Here is a 21,252-nt window from a genome sequence, read left to right as displayed (position 1 = left end):
GTAGAAAGCGGTGAAATCATAAAGGCAGTTGAAGAGGAGATAGGTGAACTGGATTAAACATAAATGGCGCTTGAAAACTGCAAGTAGGCTTGTCATGAATAGCGAAAATAACTGTCACAGGAGGTATTGTAACTTATGGTCAAGTTAATAGAATGTGTTCCTAATTACAGCGAAGGCAGGCGCACTGATGTAATAGAGGCCATTGTAAGGCCATTTAAAGATGTAAAAGGTTGCTATTTGCTGGATTATAGGGCTGATCCTGATCACAACCGTTTAGTAGTTAGTTTGGTGGGGGAGCCTGAAGCACTAGAGAAGGCATTGATAAAATCTGCTAAGATTGCCATAGAAAACATAAATCTAAACAACCATCAAGGTGCTCACCCAAGGATAGGTGTGATAGATGTAATCCCCTTTGTACCTTTGAGGAATATCTCCATGGAAGAATGCGTGGAGTTTTCTCGAAAATTTGCTGATTTATTTCACAAGGAAACGGGAGTGCCGGTGTACTTTTACGAGGAATCGGCTTTAAGGGCCGATAGACGCAATTTGGAAGTGATAAGAAGGGGACAATATGAAGCCCTAAAAAAAGAAATAACAAAACCGGAAAGGCATCCAGACATTGGTGCACCCGAATTGCACCCGACCGCCGGGGCTACAGTAATTGGGGCAAGGAAGTTTTTGATCGCCTTCAACGTTAATCTGCATACTAAAAACGTAAGTGTGGCAAAGGCCATCGCTAGGGCTGTCAGGGCTTCAAGCGGTGGATTTTCCGCAGTCAAGGCCATTGGGCTCGAGCTAAGGGAAAAGGGCATGACGCAAGTGAGCATGAACATCGTGGACTTTGAGAAAAATGCAATGTATCGCGTTTTGGAGTTAATCAAGGCAGAGGCAAAACGTTGGGGTGTTTTAGTGGCCGAGACTGAGGTATATGGAATAGTTCCGGCTGCTGCTTTGCTTGATAGCGCTTCTTATTACATGCAAATAGCCGGATTTGATCCAGATCAAGTCATAGAGCTGAGGCTCTTAGATCTTTTAGGAAGGGATTAAGAGTCATGACTAAAATTTTTAGAAATGCACGTATATATACACCTATTGACAAGGGCAGACCATTAAAAGGCGAGGAGATGGGGCGTGTTTTAGTTATAGAAGATGGGGCGATAGCAACCAAGGAAGGCTATATCGTTGATATAGGCCGAGAATCTGACGTCATGAAGCGTGCTCCAAAGAAAGCCGAGGAAATAGACCTGGGTGGCAGATGTGTAATTCCTGGGTTCATTGATCCTCATACGCATGCTTGTTTTATAGGAACACGGGAAAAGGAATTTATAATGCGTCTTCAAGGTGCTACCTATCTTGAAATCCTTGAAAAGGGCGGTGGAATCCTTTCTACTGTTGATAACGTAAGGTCGGCTAGCAAGGAAGAACTTTACAGCAATACCAAAAAGATCCTCATGAGGGCCTTAAAAAGCGGCGTTACGACGATTGAGATAAAAAGTGGTTATGGACTATCTTTGGAACATGAAGTGAAGATGTTAGAGGTCATAAATCAATTGAACGGTAAACCACTTGATGTAGTTCCTACTTTTATGGGAGCTCACGCCATTCCCCGAGAATACAAGAACGACCCTCAAGCTTACGCGGATCTTATAATCGAGAAAATGATACCTCACGTTGCGGCAAAAAAACTTGCCAAATATTGTGATGTCTTTTGCGAGGAAGGTGTTTTTTCAATTGAAGATACGAGAAGGATCTTAAGCGCAGCTAAAGATCACGGATTGGGTTTAAAACTTCATGCTGACGAAGTATGCGATCTAGGCGGTGCTAAGCTTGCAGCTGAATTAAAGGTAGATTCAGCTGAACACTTACTAGCAGCAAACGATGAGGGATTAAAGGCCATGGCAGAGAGCAACGTGACTGCTGTGCTTTTGCCGGCAACGGCTCTTAGTTTAAGAAAGCCTTATGCCCCTGCGAAAAAAATGATTGAATTAGGTGTTCCAGTAGCTTTGGCCACTGATTGTAATCCCGGTTCTTGTTATTGCGAATCAATGGAGGTCGTCTTTAGGCTCGCCGTCTTGGGCATGGGTTTATCGGTAGAAGAAGCATTTGTAGCTTCGACAATTAACGCCGCTTATGCAATAGGTATGGCTTCCCTTGTTGGAAGCCTTGAAAAGGGTAAAAAAGCGGACTTCGTGGTATTAGAAGGTGAAACACCAGGTGTCATTGCCTATCACTTAGGATGGTTTAATGTAAAGGAAGTATATAAAATGGGCCAAGAGGTTTCGTTGGGGGTGGGAACATGTCTATGATGGAAATGACCATTGAACAATTTTTAAGGGAGTTAGCCTCAGATTCTCCGGCACCGGGAGGAGGAAGCGTAGCAGCCCTGGGCGGAGCTTTAGGAGCAGCCTTAGTTTCCATGGTGGCGAGGCTTACTATGGGAAAGGAAAAATACAAAGAAGAATGGGTATTGATGGAGGAATTGGCAGAAAAGGCTGACAAGTTACGCGATGAATTTCTTGCTTTGATGGACGAAGACGTATTGGCCTTCAATGAGTTCATGCAGGCCATGCGCCTCCCAAAAGATACAGATGAAGATAAGGCCAAAAGAAGCGTTGCCATGCAGGAAGCCCTTAAAAAGGCTGCACTTGTGCCGATGGAGACGCTGAGAGCCTGTCTTGAACTTTCAAAGCAAGCTGTGCTTGTAGTTGAGAAAGGGAACGTCAATGCAATTACTGATAGTGGTACAGCTCTGCTGCTTTCTTCTAGTGCTGCAAAAGCAGCTGCCTACAATGTGAGGATAAACTTAGGAGGCATCAAGGATCAAAAGTTCTGTGACGATCTAGGGGCCGATTTAAAGGATCTTCTGAAAGAAATTGAGGGGCGGGTGATCGAGGGACTGGAAAAGGTTGAAAGAAATTTATGATCCGAAGACTCCGACGAAGCACGAGATCGCTCCTATTTACAAGACCATCGGCAAGCTATGTTGACAACGCTGATTGGGTTTGATAAAGTTTAACTGGCAGTTGCACGGTTGACGTTAAGATTGAGCTTGCGCCTCGGTGTTTTTGAGCGAGTTAGTCTCAATGGTCGAAGCAGCATTTATCTCATGTTGACAATTTAAGTTCATGTACTTTTTGTCCCAAGGGTGGTTAGTTCAGAGGGAGAACGCTTCCTTGACGCGGAAGAGGTCGCAGGTTCGAGTCCTGCACCACCCACCAAAAGGTCATACAGGGAGTCTGGTCAAAATGCTGGACTCCCTTTTTTATAAGTTTACGGAAAGAGAGTTGGTAATGTAGTGATAAAAGGGATCGGGGTGGATTTGTGCAACATACCCAGGATAAGTGTTCGAATGAAATCAAAAAGGTTTCTAGAAAAGATATTTGTGGAGACCGAAATAGCATTTGCCTTTTCCAAAGCCCGTCCCGAACAGCACCTCGCTGGTTTTTATGCAGCTAGGGAGGCTCTCTCTAAAGCCTTGACGCTGGGCCTGTGGCGCATGGGGTTAAAAAATGCCTGGGTTGTTCACAACGAGGAAGGCGATCCGCGATTCTGTTTTAACGATAAATTGGCTAAAATACTGGAAGATAGAGGGATAAGTAAAGTTTGGCTCTCGATTAGTCACGAAAATAATATGGCTATAGCTTTTGTGATATTGGAGGCATGAGGATGATTCCACTTTATACCGCCGAGATAGCAAAAAAGATCGACAGATGGATTATGGACGAGTTTTCTCTGCCTGGACTTGTTTTGATGGAAAATGCCGGCAGAACCGTTGCATCGTACGTATCACAATTTTTAGCCCAAGAAAAAGGAGGAAAAGGAAGGGTTTTAATATTTTCGGGCCCTGGGAATAACGGTGGAGATGGCTTTGTGGCAGGGCGACATCTCCTTAACAAAGGCCTAGACGTCAAGTTGATCAGTTCGGTGTCTATGCTTGAACGGTATAAAGGAGACGCTTTCACCAACGCGAATGCTTTCATGAAAGTTGGAGGCAAAATTGCCTTTTCCGATGAACTTTCCGACTCGCAGCTTGTAAATGAAATAAAAGAAGCCGATATATGTGTAGATGCGCTCTTGGGGGTGGGTTTTAAGGGGGTTCCGGAAGGCGAAATTGCAAGGTTGATCAAAGCGTTGCGCAAAGCCTCTTTCGTGGTTTCTGTGGATGTCCCGAGCGGGGTTGAGTCTTCGACCGGGTGTGTTCCAGGTGCGGCGGTAATGGCTGATGTGACTATAACGATGCATGTCTATAAATTAGGACTTTATATAGCTCCTGGCGCCTTTTACTCTGGAAGGGTTTTACTGGCTGATATAGGCGTACATCCCATGTTAGGGGCGTTGACGTTTGAGACGAACTGTTTTTTGTGGGACAAAGAGTCCTCACTTGATGTCTTGCCTGATAGGCCCTTAGGCTTGCATAAAGGCAATAGAGGCTGTGTAGCCATTCTGGGAGGGTCTGATCTTTATAGGGGAGCGCCAATGCTTTCTGCCCTGGGCGCATTAAGAGCTGGAGCGGGCGTAGTGTATATAATTCTTCCTGAAGATGTTTATGCACAATCTGGCCAATTTATCCCCGAAGCTATTTGCCTTCCCGTAAGGACCGATAGAAGGACATTGTCTGCGGGAGCACTTGATGTGTTGCTCCCTCTCAAGGAGAAGATAGATGTTTTAATAGTGGGCCCAGGCGTGGGCCGAGAAAGCGAGACAATTGAACTAGCTTTAAAACTTTGGGAAAAATGGCCAAAAATGATGGTTTATGATGCTGATGCATTATATGCCCTTTCGGTCGCTTCGTCGACATTGAGAAGAAGAAACGATGTAGTCTTAACTCCGCATGAGGGGGAGGCAGCTAGGTTATTGGGCTGTGAACCAGCGTGGGTTCGGGAGAATCGCTTAGAGGCAATACAAAAGCTTTCACTGGGATTTGGTCCCTCCGTGCTGAAAGGGTTTCGCAGTATTATTAGCGACGGATCCCAGTTTCGAATTTGCGATGCTGGAAGTCCCGCCCTTTCTGTCCCTGGATCAGGCGATGTGTTAAGTGGTGTCATTGGGACTTTCTTGGCCTCGGGTCCTAATTTAGTGGATGGGGCGAGCCTGGCTGTATGGTTGCACGCAAAGGCTGGGGAAGAATTGGAATTAAAAAAAGGCCTTGATGGAGTATTGTCGAGGGAAATTGCTGATGAAATTAGGAATGTAATAGGAGATATTCGGTATGCCAAGAAAAAGGGTAGACTGGGAAGAGGAATTGAAAAAGACGGAAAGGACGCGCTTACGCGGCTTTAAAATTACAGTTCTATCGCTCGCTTTTATAGGGCTTTTTTTCATGTGGTCTAAATTTCAAAGCCCTCGCTTTTCTCTTCCTTTCTACGTTATTGTGATATTGTTCGGGCTTTTAGGTATCGTTTTGCTGTTTGGCCTGAGAAAAAGATGATTGGTGGTGTAATTGCTCATGGTTTTCCCTTACTCTTACGTTGTTAGATCTCCTAAGATGATGCTGCATCTTGGAAAGGAAATGGGATCTGTCGCATTTCCTGGATTGGTCATTTACCTCGATGGCGAGCTCGGAACGGGCAAGACGACCTTAGTAAGAGGAATCGCAGCGGCTTTTGATTGGCATGAAGTAAGAAGTCCTTCCTTTACATTGATCAATGAATATCCTACCGATCCGCCAATAGCTCATATTGATCTTTACCGCTTGAAAGAATCAGAGTTAGCGGAGATGGGTATTGAAGAGTATATAGATAGCGGTTATTTAGTGATAATTGAATGGGGCAAGCCCGAATATTTTTCCTTTACAACAGAGTGGTGGCATGTCATGATTTTATACGACGATGATTCAGTTAAAAGTGAGCATAGAATGGTCAAAATGCGGGCTTCGGGGGTTAATGCAATCGAAGCATTAAGACGTTTAAATAGGAAGGTGTCGCCATGGGGTGCTTAGAATCCAAGGATTGCTTGATTCTGGGAATCGATTGTTCTACGAGATATACGGCCGTAGGTTACGCAAAGGGTGATAGAGTAATTGGGGAAATGGCCTTGGATGTCGGTAGGTATCAATCTTCACTTCTCCCAGGCTTGGTGGAGAAACTTTTAAGCTTTGTGGGTTTTACCTTGACCGATATAGATGCCGTGGCTACCACCATTGGGCCTGGTTATTTTACCGGTGTGCGTGTGGGATTGTCTTATGCCATGACACTTGCCTTTGGTTTGGAAGTACCCGTTATCCCGATACTTTCCCTGAAAGCCTTAGCGTGCGATTTTCTTTTCGTAAAGAATGTTGTAGTTATTCCTGTGATTTGGGCCAGGGGCCATGAATATTATGCCTCAGCCTTTGAAAGTAATGGAAATGATTTCATCGAAATAATAGAACCTAAGGTCATTGAGGAGAAAGAGCTTCACTCGATGATAAATGGTATATCAAAGAGGAGAAGTGAGCAGATATTTGTGATTGGCGATGACGTGGTTCGGTTCCGTGCTAAGCCTGAAGGAGCGTGCCTCGTGCCCAACAGTACACGAGGCAGTAACGTGGCAAAACTCGGCTTCAGGTTTAGAAGCGAGGCTAAATGTCCTTCGGAAATCAGGGCGCTGTATCTGAGAGAACCTTACAGTTGAGAAACATATTGTACACGCTGTGCAAAGGCGTGAAAGGGGGCCTACTGGGGGTAGGTTTCCAAATTGTTACAACCCGTTTTTAGCAAATATTGCATCGTAAACATACTTGTCCTCTTATGTCAGAATATTCGCAATAGTAAAATCATGTTTATATTTGCATGATATTTCCATTATCGTCATAATTGACTTTGTAATTCCTAAATAATCATTAGATTCTGTGGAGGGTGGTGTCTCCTTTGGCAAAGTTTATCGTAAGCATTGACGAAGATTGGTGTAAGGGGTGTGGGCTTTGCATAGACATATGTCCTAAAAAAGTGTTGGAATTTAACGAAAAAGTCAAGGCGGAGCCCACAAGGTTGGACGATTGCATTGGGTGTCATCAATGTGAAAATATCTGTCCTGATTTTGCAGTCACAGTTAGGGAGGCGAAATCTGATGCCTGAAATCCGATTTTGGCAGGGTAATACAGCTGTCGCAATGGGTGCAATAGCTGCGGGGTGTCGTTTTTTTGGGGGCTACCCCATAACTCCTTCATCTGAGATAGCTGAGATAATGGCAGTTGAGCTGCCCAAAGTTGGCGGAAAATTCATTCAGATGGAGGACGAAATTGGCAGCATCGCTGCCGTTATTGGTGCTTCCATCGCTGGGTACAAAGCGATGACGGCTACTTCTGGTCCGGGATTTTCGCTAAAACAGGAGAATATTGGATTTGCCTATATGACGGAAGTTCCAATAGTGGTGGTAAATGTTATGAGGGGGGGACCTTCCACGGGCCTACCCACTAAGGTTTCTCAACAAGACGTTATGCAAGCTAGGTGGGGTACACATGGAGATCATGAAACGATCGCGTTGGCTCCCGCCTCGGTTCAAGAGTGTTACGAACTTACGATAGATGCTTTTAACCTTTCCGAGCGCTTTCGACAACCCGTCATTTTGTTGAGCGATGAAGTCGTCGGTCATATGAGAGAAAAGGTAGTTATTCCTGAAGGGGAGTCAATTCCCATCGTAAACCGTAAAAAGCCTAAGGTGAAGCCCGAGGATTACATACCCTATAAGCCCGATCCCGAAGACGACATTCCCCCTATGGCCTCTTTTGGAGATGGTTATAGATGGCATGTTACTGGTTTGACCCATAACGAATGGGGTTTCCCAACCAACGATCCAGACGTGACTGAGAGCAAGATTTGGCGATTGGTGAGAAAGGTGGACCGCTTTAAAGGCGAGATCGTTAAATGCGATACTTATGAGACTCAAGACGCTGATATGATCGTGGTGGCTTATGGTTCCGTCTCCCGTACTGCTCTTAGTGCCGTGCGAGAGGCAAGAAGCAAGGGCTTAAAAGTCGGGTTTTTCAGACCTATAACACTTTGGCCCTTTCCTGTGGATGAACTAAAAGTCCTTTTGGATGGCGTTAAGGCAGTGTTAGTCCCAGAACTTAACTGTGGACAGATGGTCCTGGAGGTGCAAAGGGCTGTGGAAGGCAGGGCCAAAGTTTTTGGGAAGGGTTTGGTTAATGGAGATCTCTTTAGGCCTTCAGAAATTTTTGAGTTTATCAAGGAGGTAGCGTAAGATGCCTAGCCCGGAAGTACTTGGTTGGTTGCGCCAGCGCTTTTTTCCTCATATTTGGTGCCCTGGGTGCGGCCATGGGATCATAATGCATGCTTTGTTAAGGGCTCTTGTAGACTTGGAGAAAAAGAAAGAAAAGACAGTTATCGCTTCTGGCATTGGTTGCTCTAGCAGGATGCCCGGTTATATTGATGCCTGTACGATGCATACAACTCACGGCAGATCTTTGGCCTTTGCCACAGGGGTAAAATTGGCAAATCCTGAGTTGACCGTAATTGATGTAATGGGTGATGGAGACTGCACTGCTATAGGGGGCAATCACTTCATACACGCTTGCCGGCGTAACATCGATATCACTGCCGTCATCATGAACAATAACATTTATGGAATGACGGGGGGGCAAGCATCTCCAACAACTCCTGTGGGCGCTTATGCCACTACGGCACCCTACGGTGTGCTCGATGTTCCTTTTGATATATGCAAGCTTGCCGTCGGGGCTGGGGCTTCTTATGTGGCAAGAGCGACGATAGCTCACCCGTTACTTGTTGAGAAGTATATTAAGACTGCTATTTCAAAAAAAGGTTTTGCGGTGGTCGAGGTCATGACTCACTGTCATACTCAGTTTGGTCGAAAGAACAAGAGGCCGAGGCCGATCGATAATATCAATTTCTTCAAGGACAACAGCATTATGTACAACAAAGCTGCGACTATGCCCCCCGAGCAATTGGAAGGAAAGATAGTGATCGGTGAGTTTGCAAACGTGGAGCTGCCTGAATATGTAGAACAATATTTGAATTTGATTGAACGCGTAGGAGGTAATAGTTGATGGGCGATCAACGCTATGAAATTCGTATAGCTGGGTCAGGTGGTCAGGGCGTTATTTTGGCGGCCGTCATAGTTGGAGAAGCCCTAGCTTTATACGAAGAAGGTTTAAATGTCGTACAGACTCAAGCTTACGGTCCTGAAGCAAGAGGAGGAGCCTCCAAGGCCGAGGTCGTCGTGTCACGGAGCAGGATAGATTATCCTAAGGTCACAAGCCCAAACTTGCAGGTTATTTTGACTCAGAAGGCTTGTGATAAATACGTTCATGATGCTCTTCCTGGCAGTGTTGTTATAGTTGACGATTTCTTCGTTACGGAGCCACCAAAAGTGGATGCAAAAGTATATTCCCTTCCAATTGTAAGGACTGCCAGGGAGGAAGTTGGAAGAGAGATAGTTACGAATATGGTTGCCTTAGGAGCTGTAGCACGGGTCTTGGAAAGTTGGGAGTTGGCTAAGCCAGAATCTATACGCAAGGCCATATTGGACCGGGTGCCGAAGGGAACAGAAGAATTAAACCTGAAAGCCTTTGAGCTTGGATATGGTCTCATGAAGGAGAAGCTGTAATTTATTCGAACACAATGAGATCCTTCGATGACGAGGTCACCTTAACCATAGATGGGATGGACAGTAAGTCCCGCGGCATAGCGAGGATGGACGGCTATGTGGTCTTCGTACCGGGGGCCCTTGTAGGCGAGACCGTTTTGGCAAAATTTGTAGAAAGACGAAAACATTATGGCGTAGCTACGATTAAATCCATACTCAAATCCAGTGATTATCGTGTACCTCCCAAATGTGAATATTATGAGGCGTGCGGAGGGTGTGACCTTCAGCACGCCTCATATGGTTATCAGCTTAGTGCGAAAGAACACTTAATTGGAGAAGCCATCACGAGGATAGGAAAATGGCCGAATGTAATCATTGAGCCGATAGTTCCCAGTCCACAAGTGTGGGGGTATAGAAATAAAGCTATAATCCACACGCGTTATCAAAAAAATCAGAAGAAGTTAGGCTATTTTGCCCGAGGTACACACGAAGTCATCGACATCAAAAGATGCCCCGTCCTGGATCCCCTTTTAAACGACCTTTATAATCTCATGAGAGATGTCATTGAGCATAGTGATGTGACCTTTTATGATGAGCGCAGCAGTAATGGACTTCTCCGTCATGTCGTGATGAGATCGTCGCTGTCAAGTCGAAAGACCCTGATGGCCTGGATCTTAAGCCGTAAACCCAAACGTTCGGAGATGGACGAACTAAAACGCATTTCAACCCAGCTTATTAACAGACAGTCGTCCAACTTGCAGGGTATCATAGTAAATATAAACATATCCAAAGGGAATTTCGTATGGGGACCTGAAACATTTCTCTTGGCTGGAGATGAAATTAACTTACGGGAGCGTCTAGGGGCTTTTGAGCTAAGTTACAACGTAAGCGATTTTTTCCAAGTTAATGTGCCTCAGGCTTACAATATATGCAAAACTGTATCGAAGCATATAGCAGACAACAGCAGGATCTTAGAGCTTTATGCTGGAGTAGGCACAATAACGTGTTTTTTGGCCTCAATATGCGAAAATGTGGTAGCTGTGGAGGAATGGCAGCCTGCTTGCAAGTCGTTATCGCTTAATATTGCAAAAAACGGCCTCTCGAATGTGCTTGTTGCCTGTGGCAAAGCTGAAGATGTGGTATTTAACAAAATTGACGGCGACTTTGATGCGATAGTCCTGGATCCCCCTAGGACGGGTTGTCATAAGGATGTTTTGACTTTTATAGGCAAGATCAGGCCAAGTAAAATAGTATATGTGTCGTGCAATCCGGTTACATTGGCAAGGGACGGCAAAGTCTTGATGGACATGGGATATAAACCCGTAAACCTACTGCCCTTAGATATGTTTCCCCAGACAAGCCACGTAGAGTGCGTGACCTTGATGACGAGGACTTCGCAGACAACTGGTGGGAATCATAAATTGGATGAAAAGGACATTAGTGCGTCTAAACTATAAGATTGAAATGTACGAGAAGGTTCTTATGACTGAAAAGTAGCTAATGAGGTCAAAATCACAAAATTGGCATTGATATGTAAAGGTGGAAGCGAGCGAGTAAGGTGATATATTGTTAAAAGGAGCAGGATATCACAATGAATTCCTCAAGCTATTTTAGCTATAAGGATATTTACACGGAGGACGGAAGAAAAGTATTGGAAGTAAATGTACTTCCGGAAAAATATTGCAATTTTGATTGTGTATTTTGTCCCATTGGAAGGTCACAGCATAAAACAGATGTCCAAAGATCGTTTCCTGGGACGGATAATTCAATAGTTGAACTGGAAAGCAATATAAATGTTTTGAATCCAGATTTGATCTTCGTTAACTCAAAGGGAGAAGCCCTATTAAACGATAGGATTGACGATATCATAGATCTCATCAAGGCTAAAGGTAAGACTGTAAGGCTATTTACTAACGGATATTTGCTAGGTAGAAGTGAATATATGAAAATTGCCAATAGTTGCGATGAAGTTGTAGGTGAGATAAAGGGATTATCGGAAGAGGACTTTCAAAAGCTCCAAAGACCTATCGAAGGGTATACTTTAGCTGAATATATCTCAAACATGGCCACTTTTAGGAGGCAATACTCAGGGAAATTTATATTCGAAATTACCATCATCAAGGGTCGTAGCGATGATCCGGGATCAATTGATAAGTTGAAAAACATAATCCGCGAAATTTCTCCCGACAAGATTATCGTTGCAAAAGTTAACGACAAAAGATTCGAGAAAAAATTCAGCATAACCGACGAGAAGCTTGAGGAAATATCGAAGGCCCTTCTTAACAATCAGCATTGCAATTGTTAGTTGTTTGCTTGCTTTAATGAAGATCTTGTGCCCATAAAAGTTACATCTTGAGGAAGATCGGATCCTTGCAAAAGGAACACCTTCCCGATATAATTTATGCGCAGGCGGACATAGCTCAGCAGGTAGAGCATCGGCTTCCCAAGCCGAGGGTCGCGGGTTCGAGTCCCGTTGTCCGCTCCAGACTTTAGTTCCTGACTGGCTTTTTGGCCTGTCAGGAATTTTTTTATGTCGAGTTAGGAGCGTCGGCCTCTATCGAATTTGTATGAATTTTTAAAAAAGTCGTTGAATAAGAAGCCCTATCTGTGCTAATATTATCTGGAGCGCGATCGGGACATAGCTCAAAAGGTAGAGCATCGGCTTCCCAAGCCGAGGGTCGCGGGTTCGAGTCCCGTTGTCCGCTCCGTTTTTTTGTGCATATAACCGGAGTAATTTGACATTGCTTGTCAAAATTAGTAGACTGTACTTCAATTGTGGCAATCATAACTTGTTCCTTATATTTTGATATTTTAGGTGTGTTTTACATAATTTCGGCAAAGGAGTGAGTAGGATGCCATCTGATATTGCGCAAGAGCTAAAAGAAGCCGAAGAAACCGCTAAGAAGTTGGTAGATGACTCGAAAGTCAAAGCTCACAGCATTCTCGAAGAAGCCCGCGCAAAAGCAGAGGAAATGCTCAGAGAAGCAAAAGCCAAAGCCCGGGCTCAGTATAGGGAAGTAATTCAAAAGGCCGAAGAGGAAGCAGAGAAGAAGGCCCTCTCATCGATAGAGGAGGGAAGGAAGAAAATCACTTCTCAAAGGGAGCTATATGCAGCCAAGGTTGATCAAGTTGCTGCTTTAGTCGTGGAAGAGGTGATGAAGAAGTATGGCTATAGCTAAGTTCTGCAAGCTCGATTTGGTGGTTCATGAGTCCGTGAGGGATGAGGTGATAAGTGATCTACAAAAGCTTGGATGTTGCGAGATCATCAAGACTCAACGGACAGATGGGGACATGCCGCAGCTTGAGAGTTTAAAGAATCTTGATGAAAAATTGTCCGAAGCGAGGTTCGTGATAAGGTTTCTTGAACCATACTACGAGGACGAGGGAGATAAGATTGCGAGATTGCTGGGCAATAAGCCGAAGGTTTCCTTGGATGAGATGGTCGAATTAGAGAAATCACTTGATCTAGTAGATTATTCCGCAAAACTCAGAGAATTGGATAAAAAACTATCAGAAATAGGGGCAGAACTTTCAAAACTTAAGGCTGCAGAAGAGGTTCTTGTGAAAATAAAAGACTTTTCATTGCCTTTGTCTTTATTGACAGAAGGCACGGAGTACATAACTGGTTTGATTGCCACTGTTCCTGTGGAACAAATCGGTGTCCTGAAAACAGAATTAGGTGGGTTTCTCAAGCCAGATGAAGGGGAATTTCACATTTCTATGCCTGCCGAAAAAGATAAGGAAGTCTATGCGATTGCGATCTTTATTAGAAAGAAGAATGAAGAGATCAGAAGCATTTTTAGCGCTAGTGGAGCGTCTATAATCGAACTCGATCGAAGATTGTCCGGGACGCCTGCCGAAGAATTAGGCAAACTTGCTAATCATAAGGAAGAGTTGAAATCTCAAGAAGAGCGGTTTTTAGAGCAAATTGCCGAAGAAGCTCAAGAGAATTTCTCAAAGGTTCAGCTGCTTCACGATTATTACAATCTTACCAAAAAAAGGATTGAGGCTCTTTGCTCGGGCTTATCTACGGAGCATGCAACGTGGATGCAAATGTGGATTCCTCGGGTAGTGATAGATGTTATCAGTGAAGCGTTATCTTGCTACGATAAGTTAGTGCATATGGAAATTTCAGACCCGGAGGAGGAAGAAGAACCTCCAATTTTTTTGGTTTCCAGAAAATGGGTGTTGCCATTCGAACCATTGACTAAACTATACGGGTTGCCTGAATATGATGGCATTGATCCGACTCCCTTTTTTGCCCCATTTTATTTTCTATTTTTTGGCATGTGCTTAGGAGATGCTGGTTACGGCGGGATTTTTGCGTTAATCCTCCTTTTTGCAATCTTGAAGTATTGTCCGCGTAGAGATGCTTTGAAGTTTTTTATTTTGCTCCTCTTAGGAGGAGTCTCATCGGTTCTGGTTGGTATTCTGACGGGTTCTTTGTTTGGGGATATGATCGACGCCTTTCCCATTTTCGCAGCATTGAGAGATTTAAAAAACTCAGTGAAGATCACAGACGTGATGCACGATCCAATGCCTTTTTTGGGATTTTCGTTGTTTATAGGTTTTGTTCAAATCATCTTCGGGCTTTTCATAGCCTTTTTTGATAATCTCCGTAAGAAAGATTACATTGGAGCGATTGGAGATCAGGGAGGCTGGATAACGTTTCTTTTAGGATTGGCTATGTACATCTTGGTTCGCGCTGGAATGCTATCTCCCGTCTTCTCATCGCCAAGCGCGATTATCTCCTTAGTTGGGGCCGGCATATTAATTGCCACTCAAGGAAGAGAAAAGAAGAACATATTTTCCAAGCTGTTCTCTGGCGTGATGAGTTTGTATTCTATCACTTCATATTTGGGTGATGTTTTAAGTTACAGCAGACTCTTAGCGCTGGGTCTAGCAACCTCAGCTATCGCCATGATTATTAACACCCTAACGATGCAGTTATTTAGTATTCCTTACATAGGATGGCTTTTAGGTTTCGTTTTATTTACAGGGGGTCATGGATTTAGCATTGCGGTAAACATTTTAGGCGCCTTTGTGCACTCATTGCGTTTGCAGTACGTTGAATTCTTTAGTAAATTTTACAAAACCGGCGGCAGGTCCTTTGAGCCCTTTAATATGGACGCGCGATATATCAATGTTACCGATGCCCGTGATTATGAAGTGTTAATTCGGGCCAAAGCTTTCAGTTAATCTCATGTTTGAAGATGGAGTAGTTTAACGCTGATTTATATTTTTTGAAAGGAGCGTGTTGTTGATAATGGAATGGGGACTTGCTTTAGCAATATTAGGTGCTGCTTTAGCTGCAGGGTGTGCTGGTTCCGGTTCTGCTTTGGGAGTAGGTGTTGCTGGTGAATCCGGAGCAGGAGTAATGACGGAAGACCCTGGAAAGTTTGGATTAATCCTGCTTCTTCAGGCGATACCGGGGACTCAGGGAATATATGGATTGTTGACCGGGTTTTTTACCATCATGAAAGTGGGTTTGTTGGGCGGCTCTCCGGTTCCTGTTAGCTTAGAACAGGGGATGGCGATACTTTTCGCTTGCCTACCAATTGCCATTGTGGGCTATATATCAGGATTTTCCCAGGGTAAGACCTCTGCTGCTTGCATCCAGCTTATCGCCAAACGACCGGAAGAGACGGGTAAAGCTGTCATACTTCCGGCTATGGTTGAAACCTACGCTGTTTTAGCCTTATTGATGAGCATTATATTGCTAAATGGCATTAGCCTATAGAGGTGTATGCAATGGCTCTAGCTGATGTGAAATTAAAGATAGAGGAAGATGCCAAGAGACAGGCTGAGGAGATACTGAAAAAGGCTAAAGCAGAAGCAGATGATATCATCTCAAAAGCTGAAGAAGAGGCTCAAAAAATACAAAAAGAATGGATGCAACGTGCAAAGGAAGAAAGAGAAAACGTCTTCAAAAGAAGGGAGATAGTGGCGAATCTAGATCTTAGGAAGTTGGAACTAGCCATGAAGAGATCCCTGATCGAGGGAGTACTGAATGAGGCTCGCGAGAAACTATGTCAACTTGACTCGAAGACGCATGTTGCCTTCGTGGCAAAACTTTTAAAAACGGCCGTCAAAGAATCAGAGTCGGTGGAAGGCGTATTATACGTTGGTGAGGATGAAAAGGTCATTACCAACGAGTGGATTGCCAGTTTTAATGAGGAAAACGGTACGAAGCTTGTTTTGGCACATGAGCATTTGCCACACAAAGGTGGCTTCGTGCTTAATCTGGGAGATATAGATATTAATTGTTCTTTTGACATGCTAATAACCAACATTCAAGATGATCTGGAATTGACCATTGCGGAGGAACTTTTTGTGAACTAACCCTTTAAGATAGCAGAATAACGTGGTGGCTATTTCGTTGAAATTGGCAACTTTTAAGTGACGAATCATGAAATATTTTAGGGTTGGTGAGGCTGTTGAAAGCTGAATGTGATTATACATATGCTGTGTCTCGTATCAAGGCCATGGAAAATCGGATGGTCGATTCGACCATTCTGCAGCAAATGGCTGATGCGGACGGCTTTGATAGTGCATGGAAGTTGCTTATGGAGACTTGTTATGGACAGTGGGTAGTCGAGACTGGTGCTTCTTCGTATGATAAGTTACTAGAAGCAGAACTTGCCTATCTTTACAACGAGCTTAGAAAATTTGTTCCTGATCCCTCGATAGTTTCCTTGTTCCAAGTTCCCTATGACTTTCACAATATGAAGGTTGTGTTGAAAAGCTTGTTTGCACAAAGAGGTGGAGGAGAGAGCCGGTGGGATCTTTTGGTTTCTATGGGATCTTATCCGGCTGATGAAATGATATTGGCCATAGAAAGCGAAGATTATCGCCTCCTTCCTTATCAGTTGCATAGGGTTATACCTTCTTGTGTCATGATATGGGAGCAGACCAAGAATATCTTGGAAATTGAAAACATTTTGGATCGTCATATGTTTTACGCCATGCGCCTTATTGCCGATGATATTTCCTTTCCTGGCGTGAAGGAATACGTTCGTCTTCGCATAGATGGAGAAAATATTAGGACGATGTTGCGCCTGAAAAGGTTGAATGTCGATGTTTCTGAGGTTTTAGATCACCTTCACCCTGGCGGGATTTTTTCTTCAGATCTCTTAACCCAGCTTTATCCCGAACCTCGAGAGTCGTGGTCGAGGGCGCTTTCTTTTGGTTATATGGGCGACGCGTTAAGCGGTATAGAAGAGGTAGAAGACTTTCAGGTCTTGCCCGAGGTAGAGCGACGTTCGGATAGATTAATAAGTAGTTATTTGGACCAATATCAATACGATCCATTTGCACCAGAACAAGTAGTGCGCTACCTATGGTTTAAAGAGATGGAAGTTCGTAACCTCAGAATAATTCTGGTTGGCAAAGCAAGCGGAGTGGAGAAAGACATGATAAAGGGGTTGTTACGTCATGCAGCATAGAGGTCACCGAATTGCAGCTGTAGGTGATTATGATAGCATTTTACCTTTTCAAGCCATTGGGCTAAGACAATTCGCAATAGATGACCCTGATGATGAAAACAGGTTAAGAGAGATTCTCCTTGATTTGATAAACAAGAGATTCGCTATTTGCTTCATGACGGAAGATCTTTGCCGGAGATATGAGCAAATGATAGATGATTTAACATGTGATAACATGTTAAGCGTAATTTCCATACCAACTTTAAAGTATTCGACCGGTTACGGCACATCACAGATAAGAAATTGGGTGGAAAAGGCGGTCGGCATCGATATATTTGCCAATAAATGATTAGGAAAATTTTTGGATTTGGGGGGAACTTTCATGGGCGAAGAAGCTCGTAAGCAGCAGATAAAGGGATCAATTTCTAGAATATCGGGGCCCTTAGTAGTAGCTAGCGGTATGGCTGGCGCGTCTATGTACGACGTAGTTCGCGTAGGCGATTTAGGTCTTGTGGGAGAAATCATAGAGCTTAAGGGGGATAATGCGTTCATTCAGGTTTACGAGGAGACCTCAGGCTTAAAACCAAAAGAACCGGTGATCAGTACAGGTGCCCCCTTGAGCGTTGAGTTAGGGCCTGGGCTTATCGAACAATTTTTCGATGGCGTTCAAAGGCCGCTTAAGATTATTGAAAGTGAAGCACAAAGTCCTTACATTACTAGAGGTATAGACGTACCCGCTTTGGACAGAAGGAAACAATGGGAATTCATTCCTAAAGTTCAAGTTGGAGAATTGGTAAGTTCAGGGGATGTGCTTGGAGTAGTACAAGAGACCGTTTTGGTGGAACACCGCATAATGGTTCCGATTGGCATTGAAGGCAGGGTAAAATCCATCAAAGAAGGAAAGAACACGGTAGAAGAAGTTATCGCCGAAGTTGAAGGAAAAGAGGGCAACGTCTATAAAATTACGATGATGCAACGTTGGCCAGTAAGATTTCCCAAGCCAGTGGCAAAGAGGCTAAACCCCGAAGTACCTCTACTAACAGGTCAACGCGTCTTGGACATGTTTTTCCCCGTCTCAAGAGGCGGAACTGCCTGTGTTCCAGGACCCTTCGGTAGCGGTAAAACCGTCATTCAGCATCAACTCGCCAAATGGGCTGACGCCGAGATAGTTGTATATGTAGGATGTGGTGAAAGGGGTAACGAGATGACCGACGTCTTGCTTGAGTTCCCACAATTGCCAGATCCGCGTTCTGGGCAACCGCTGATGAAAAGAACGGTGCTCATAGCCAATACTTCCAATATGCCTGTGGCAGCGCGCGAAGCCAGCGTTTATACGGCTATTACGATCGCAGAATACTATAGAGATATGGGATACTCGGTTGCCCTGATGGCTGACTCCACAAGTCGGTGGGCAGAGGCTCTGCGCGAGATATCAGGACGACTCGAGGAGATGCCAGGTGAGGAAGGCTATCCTGCTTATCTGGGTACGAGGCTAGCCTCCTTCTACGAGCGTGCCGGACGGTGTGTATGTTTAGGAGAAGACGGGAGAGAAGGAGCAATAAGCGTCATCGGAGCTGTTTCTCCTCCTGGCGGGGATCTTTCGGAACCTGTCAGCCAAAATACCCTCAGGGTGACAAAGGTGTTTTGGGGTTTGGATGCTTCATTAGCTTATCAACGTCATTTCCCAGCGATTAACTGGCTTAACAGTTATTCCCTTTATACCGATGTGCTTGGAGAATACTGGGATGAAAGGTATGACGGTGAATGGAGCTCACAGCGTACGGAGGCCATGTCGCTTTTGGAGGAGGAAGCTCAGCTCTTAGAAATCGTCAGGCTGGTCGGCATAGATGCGCTTTCGAGGGAGGAACGTTTAATCCTAGAGACCGCAAAATCTATTAGGGAGGATTTTTTGCATCAAAATGCCTTTCATGAGATAGATACCTATGCTTCAATGGATAAACAATTTAAGATGTTACGTAATATTTTGACTTTTCATCGTACGGCAATGGATGCATTGAAGCGGGGAGCTGACATTAAAAAACTATTCGAACTTCCTGTTAGAGAAGAGATAGCGAGGATGCGATATATTGCTGAAGAAAATCTTGAGTCCTTAGATCAGCTTGAAACAGAGATCCGCTCTCAGATAAATAAGATCATACCTACAGGAGGCGACAACTATGCTGCCTAAGGAATATAGAACAATAACCGACCTTTCTGGTCCACTAATGGTGGTTGAAAAGACGATTGATGTTCGATACGATGAGTTGGTCGAAATATCTTTAAGCAACGGGGAAAAAAGACGGGGCCGCGTTTTGGAGATATCGACGGATAGGGCATTGGTGCAGGTTTTTGAAGGAACGACGGGAATTGACCTCGAAAGTACCAAGGTTCGTTTTATGGGCAAGGTATTGATGATACCGGTCTCCAAAGACATTTTGGGAAGAATATTTAATGGACGGGGAGAGCCCATAGACGATGGTCCTGCGATAATTCCAGAGAAACATCTTGATATAAACGGTTATCCGATAAATCCCTACTCAAGGGACTATCCGTCAGAGTTTATACAAACTGGGATATCGACAATCGATGGCATGAATCCTATAGTAAGAGGCCAGAAGTTGCCCATCTTTTCGGGCAGCGGGATGCCTCATAATAAAATAGCTGCTCAGATTGCACGTCAAGCAACTGTCTTGGGAACCGGTGAAGCTTTTGCTGTCGTGTTTGCCGCAATGGGCATCACCTTCGAGGAAGCCTCTTTCTTCATGGATGACCTCAGAAGGACGGGAGCCATCGATCGAGCTGTCATGTTTCTGAATTTAGCTGATGACCCTGCTATAGAACGCATAACTACGCCCAGGTTAGCTCTTACTTGCGCCGAGTATCTAGCCTTTGAGCTTGACATGCACGTATTAGTTATACTGACAGACATGACCAATTATTGCGAGGCTCTACGTGAGATATCAGCTGCACGAAAGGAGGTCCCCGGAAGAAGGGGCTATCCAGGATATCTTTATACCGACCTTGCTACAATGTATGAGCGAGCAGGACGCTTGCGCGGCTACACGGGATCTATAACTCAGTTGCCCATACTTACAATGCCCGAGGATGATATAACCCACCCAATACCTGATTTGACCGGTTATATCACAGAAGGACAAATTATATTAAACAGGGGCTTGCATCGCAGGGGCATTTATCCACCAGTTGACGTGTTGCCTTCCCTTTCTCGCTTGAAGGATAAAGGCATAGGAAAAGGTAAAACACGAGAAGACCATGCCGATTTGCTTAACCAGTTATTTGCCGCTTATGCGAGGGGCAAAGAAGCCAAGGAGTTAGCTACAATTCTTGGTGAAGGAGCCCTGACCGAAAACGATAAGGCCTTTGCAGACTTTGCCGATAAATTTGAAGATAAATATGTAAGACAGGGAGAGTATGAAGACAGAAGCATCTTAGAAACCTTAGAGCTAGGATGGGAGCTTTTGGCCCCATTGCCACTAACCGAACTTAAGCGCGTTAGGGATGAATACATTGAAAAATACCTCAAGCCTAAACGACAAGATAGCCAATCACAGGATGAGAGAGTGATCGAAGTTGGCTAATAAGTTAAACGTAAATCCCAACAGGATGATGCTAAATGTCATAAAAAAGCGTCTTGTTACCGCAAAAAGAGGCCACAAACTGCTTAAAGACAAACAAGATGCTTTGATAAAAGAGTTCTTGCAAAAAGCTAGAGAAGTAATGAAATTGCGGGAAAAAGTTGAGCCAGCGCTCACCACCTGTTACCGAAGTTTCTTGATGGCACGGGCACAAATGGTGCCGGCAATATTGGAACAATCGCTATTAATGGCCAGTGGCGGCGAGGCCATGGTTGACGTAAAAAAACGCAATCTCATGAGCGTAGTTGTGCCTGAATTTGCCGTTGAAGAGACTGGGGGACAAGTAATAGGTTATGGTTTTGCAATGACCTCGGGTAGTTTAGATCTGGCTTTAGAGCAATTTGCAGCACTACTTCCGGATTTAGTACGCTTGGCCAGCGAGGAAAAGGCACTTCGTCTTATGGCTTGCGAGATTGAGCGAACGCGGAGGAGGGTGAATGCCCTCGAATACGTTTTAATCCCTGCTTTTGAGGAGACCATAAGGGATATAACTATGAAATTAGACGAGATGGAGCGATCTAATTTAAGTAGATTAATGCGCATAAAGGAAATTGTCAGATCTCACTAAACTGCTTTACAAATAAATATTGCTGTTTCTGTACGTGCATCTAGGCTTAAGGGCAAATAGCATG

At 44.4% G+C, this 21,252-nt stretch carries 22 protein-coding genes and 3 tRNA genes; all 25 read left to right on the top strand.

The annotated features are described in order from the left end of the window. Positions 1–135 precede the first annotated feature (135 nt). The 25 genes from ftcD (at position 136) to Q7P41_RS08745 (ending at position 21,188) form a co-directional block, all read left to right on the top strand. On the top strand, positions 136–1,047 hold the full coding sequence (gene ftcD, locus Q7P41_RS08865) for a glutamate formimidoyltransferase (protein ID WP_303883580.1): 912 nt from the start codon (positions 136–138) through the stop codon (positions 1,045–1,047). A gap of 5 nt (positions 1,048–1,052) precedes the next feature. Continuing rightward, positions 1,053–2,306 carry an imidazolonepropionase gene (gene hutI, locus Q7P41_RS08860; protein ID WP_303883578.1) on the top strand — a complete coding sequence of 418 codons (1,254 nt, stop codon included), beginning with the start codon at positions 1,053–1,055 and terminating at the stop codon, positions 2,304–2,306. Next, positions 2,297–2,923 carry a cyclodeaminase/cyclohydrolase family protein gene (locus Q7P41_RS08855; protein WP_303883576.1) on the top strand — a complete coding sequence of 209 codons (627 nt, stop codon included), beginning with the start codon at positions 2,297–2,299 and terminating at the stop codon, positions 2,921–2,923. The genes hutI and Q7P41_RS08855 overlap by 10 nt, the downstream gene beginning before the upstream one ends. 220 nt (positions 2,924–3,143) lie before the next feature. Beyond that, positions 3,144–3,218 (top strand) — tRNA-Val (locus Q7P41_RS08850). Between the two features lie 77 nt (positions 3,219–3,295). Further along, positions 3,296–3,664: a holo-ACP synthase gene (acpS, locus tag Q7P41_RS08845; RefSeq protein WP_303883574.1), complete on the top strand. Its 369-nt coding sequence runs from the start codon at positions 3,296–3,298 to the stop codon at positions 3,662–3,664. Positions 3,665–3,666: 2 nt separating this feature from the next. Next, positions 3,667–5,280 (top strand): NAD(P)H-hydrate dehydratase, encoded by a 1,614-nt coding sequence (locus Q7P41_RS08840; protein ID WP_303883573.1) that lies wholly within the window; start codon positions 3,667–3,669, stop codon positions 5,278–5,280. 166 nt (positions 5,281–5,446) lie between these two features. Further along, entirely contained in the window at positions 5,447–5,938 is a 492-nt protein-coding gene (gene tsaE / locus Q7P41_RS08835) for a tRNA (adenosine(37)-N6)-threonylcarbamoyltransferase complex ATPase subunit type 1 TsaE (RefSeq protein ID WP_303883571.1), read from the top strand. Further along, entirely contained in the window at positions 5,926–6,609 is a 684-nt protein-coding gene (gene tsaB, locus Q7P41_RS08830; protein WP_303883569.1) for a tRNA (adenosine(37)-N6)-threonylcarbamoyltransferase complex dimerization subunit type 1 TsaB, read from the top strand. The genes tsaE and tsaB overlap by 13 nt, the downstream gene beginning before the upstream one ends. 236 nt (positions 6,610–6,845) lie before the next feature. Beyond that, a complete protein-coding gene (locus Q7P41_RS08825; RefSeq protein ID WP_303883567.1) occupies positions 6,846–7,052 on the top strand; it encodes a ferredoxin family protein in 207 nt (68 codons plus the stop codon). Next, positions 7,045–8,178, top strand: a complete 1,134-nt coding sequence (locus tag Q7P41_RS08820; RefSeq protein ID WP_303883565.1) for a 2-oxoacid:acceptor oxidoreductase subunit alpha — start codon at positions 7,045–7,047, stop codon at positions 8,176–8,178. The genes Q7P41_RS08825 and Q7P41_RS08820 overlap by 8 nt, the downstream gene beginning before the upstream one ends. Position 8,179: 1 nt before the next feature. Further along, entirely contained in the window at positions 8,180–9,001 is an 822-nt protein-coding gene (locus Q7P41_RS08815) for a 2-oxoacid:ferredoxin oxidoreductase subunit beta (RefSeq protein WP_303883563.1), read from the top strand. After that, entirely contained in the window at positions 9,001–9,561 is a 561-nt protein-coding gene (locus Q7P41_RS08810; RefSeq protein ID WP_303883561.1) for a 2-oxoacid:acceptor oxidoreductase family protein, read from the top strand. Before Q7P41_RS08815 ends, Q7P41_RS08810 begins: the two co-directional genes overlap by 1 nt. A gap of 14 nt (positions 9,562–9,575) precedes the next feature. Continuing rightward, positions 9,576–10,997, top strand: a complete 1,422-nt coding sequence (gene rlmD / locus Q7P41_RS08805) for a 23S rRNA (uracil(1939)-C(5))-methyltransferase RlmD (protein ID WP_303883559.1) — start codon at positions 9,576–9,578, stop codon at positions 10,995–10,997. A 134-nt stretch (positions 10,998–11,131) separates the two neighbouring features. After that, on the top strand, positions 11,132–11,845 hold the full coding sequence (locus Q7P41_RS08800; RefSeq protein ID WP_303883557.1) for a radical SAM protein: 714 nt from the start codon (positions 11,132–11,134) through the stop codon (positions 11,843–11,845). Positions 11,846–11,949: 104 nt separating this feature from the next. Then, positions 11,950–12,025 (top strand) — tRNA-Gly (locus Q7P41_RS08795). Positions 12,026–12,174: 149 nt separating this feature from the next. Beyond that, positions 12,175–12,245 (top strand) — tRNA-Gly (locus tag Q7P41_RS08790). Between the two features lie 147 nt (positions 12,246–12,392). Continuing rightward, on the top strand, positions 12,393–12,719 hold the full coding sequence (locus Q7P41_RS08785) for a hypothetical protein (RefSeq protein WP_303883556.1): 327 nt from the start codon (positions 12,393–12,395) through the stop codon (positions 12,717–12,719). Beyond that, positions 12,706–14,739 (top strand): V-type ATP synthase subunit I, encoded by a 2,034-nt coding sequence (locus Q7P41_RS08780; protein ID WP_303883555.1) that lies wholly within the window; start codon positions 12,706–12,708, stop codon positions 14,737–14,739. The genes Q7P41_RS08785 and Q7P41_RS08780 overlap by 14 nt, the downstream gene beginning before the upstream one ends. A gap of 67 nt (positions 14,740–14,806) precedes the next feature. Further along, a complete protein-coding gene (locus tag Q7P41_RS08775; protein ID WP_303883581.1) occupies positions 14,807–15,280 on the top strand; it encodes a V-type ATP synthase subunit K in 474 nt (157 codons plus the stop codon). An 11-nt stretch (positions 15,281–15,291) separates the two neighbouring features. After that, positions 15,292–15,882 (top strand): V-type ATP synthase subunit E, encoded by a 591-nt coding sequence (locus Q7P41_RS08770; RefSeq protein WP_303883553.1) that lies wholly within the window; start codon positions 15,292–15,294, stop codon positions 15,880–15,882. Between the two features lie 86 nt (positions 15,883–15,968). After that, positions 15,969–16,985: a V-type ATPase subunit gene (locus tag Q7P41_RS08765; protein WP_303883550.1), complete on the top strand. Its 1,017-nt coding sequence runs from the start codon at positions 15,969–15,971 to the stop codon at positions 16,983–16,985. Then, entirely contained in the window at positions 16,975–17,313 is a 339-nt protein-coding gene (locus Q7P41_RS08760; RefSeq protein ID WP_303883548.1) for a V-type ATP synthase subunit F, read from the top strand. Before Q7P41_RS08765 ends, Q7P41_RS08760 begins: the two co-directional genes overlap by 11 nt. Before the next feature lie 33 nt (positions 17,314–17,346). Further along, a complete protein-coding gene (locus Q7P41_RS08755) occupies positions 17,347–19,152 on the top strand; it encodes a V-type ATP synthase subunit A (RefSeq protein ID WP_303883547.1) in 1,806 nt (601 codons plus the stop codon). Continuing rightward, positions 19,142–20,563 (top strand): V-type ATP synthase subunit B, encoded by a 1,422-nt coding sequence (locus Q7P41_RS08750; protein WP_303883545.1) that lies wholly within the window; start codon positions 19,142–19,144, stop codon positions 20,561–20,563. Before Q7P41_RS08755 ends, Q7P41_RS08750 begins: the two co-directional genes overlap by 11 nt. Beyond that, complete coding sequence (locus Q7P41_RS08745) at positions 20,556–21,188, top strand: V-type ATP synthase subunit D (protein WP_303883544.1); 633 nt, start codon at positions 20,556–20,558, stop codon at positions 21,186–21,188. Before Q7P41_RS08750 ends, Q7P41_RS08745 begins: the two co-directional genes overlap by 8 nt. Positions 21,189–21,252 lie beyond the last annotated feature (64 nt).

The organism is Acetomicrobium mobile, from assembly GCF_937920065.1.
Note: the sequence above shows the minus strand (reverse complement) of the source record. Positions and strands in the feature narration are given on the sequence as shown.

Bases quoted from the DNA above. Each gene is read 5' to 3' on its own strand.
- Q7P41_RS08785 (WP_303883556.1), top strand. From the start codon at position 12,393: ATGCCATCTGATATTGCGCAAGAGCTAAAAGAAGCCGAAGAAACCGCT.
- Q7P41_RS08755 (WP_303883547.1), top strand. From the start codon at position 17,347: ATGGGCGAAGAAGCTCGTAAGCAGCAGATAAAGGGATCAATTTCTAGA.
- tsaB (WP_303883569.1), top strand. From the start codon at position 5,926: ATGGGGTGCTTAGAATCCAAGGATTGCTTGATTCTGGGAATCGATTGT.
- Q7P41_RS08800 (WP_303883557.1), top strand. From the start codon at position 11,132: ATGAATTCCTCAAGCTATTTTAGCTATAAGGATATTTACACGGAGGAC.
- tsaE (WP_303883571.1), top strand. From the start codon at position 5,447: ATGGTTTTCCCTTACTCTTACGTTGTTAGATCTCCTAAGATGATGCTG.
- rlmD (WP_303883559.1), top strand. From the start codon at position 9,576: ATGAGATCCTTCGATGACGAGGTCACCTTAACCATAGATGGGATGGAC.
- Q7P41_RS08750 (WP_303883545.1), top strand. From the start codon at position 19,142: ATGCTGCCTAAGGAATATAGAACAATAACCGACCTTTCTGGTCCACTA.
- hutI (WP_303883578.1), top strand. From the start codon at position 1,053: ATGACTAAAATTTTTAGAAATGCACGTATATATACACCTATTGACAAG.
- Q7P41_RS08760 (WP_303883548.1), top strand. From the start codon at position 16,975: ATGCAGCATAGAGGTCACCGAATTGCAGCTGTAGGTGATTATGATAGC.
- Q7P41_RS08775 (WP_303883581.1), top strand. From the start codon at position 14,807: ATGGAATGGGGACTTGCTTTAGCAATATTAGGTGCTGCTTTAGCTGCA.
- Q7P41_RS08855 (WP_303883576.1), top strand. From the start codon at position 2,297: ATGTCTATGATGGAAATGACCATTGAACAATTTTTAAGGGAGTTAGCC.
- Q7P41_RS08815 (WP_303883563.1), top strand. From the start codon at position 8,180: ATGCCTAGCCCGGAAGTACTTGGTTGGTTGCGCCAGCGCTTTTTTCCT.
- Q7P41_RS08770 (WP_303883553.1), top strand. From the start codon at position 15,292: ATGGCTCTAGCTGATGTGAAATTAAAGATAGAGGAAGATGCCAAGAGA.
- Q7P41_RS08840 (WP_303883573.1), top strand. From the start codon at position 3,667: ATGATTCCACTTTATACCGCCGAGATAGCAAAAAAGATCGACAGATGG.
- Q7P41_RS08780 (WP_303883555.1), top strand. From the start codon at position 12,706: ATGGCTATAGCTAAGTTCTGCAAGCTCGATTTGGTGGTTCATGAGTCC.
- Q7P41_RS08810 (WP_303883561.1), top strand. From the start codon at position 9,001: ATGGGCGATCAACGCTATGAAATTCGTATAGCTGGGTCAGGTGGTCAG.
- ftcD (WP_303883580.1), top strand. From the start codon at position 136: ATGGTCAAGTTAATAGAATGTGTTCCTAATTACAGCGAAGGCAGGCGC.
- Q7P41_RS08820 (WP_303883565.1), top strand. From the start codon at position 7,045: ATGCCTGAAATCCGATTTTGGCAGGGTAATACAGCTGTCGCAATGGGT.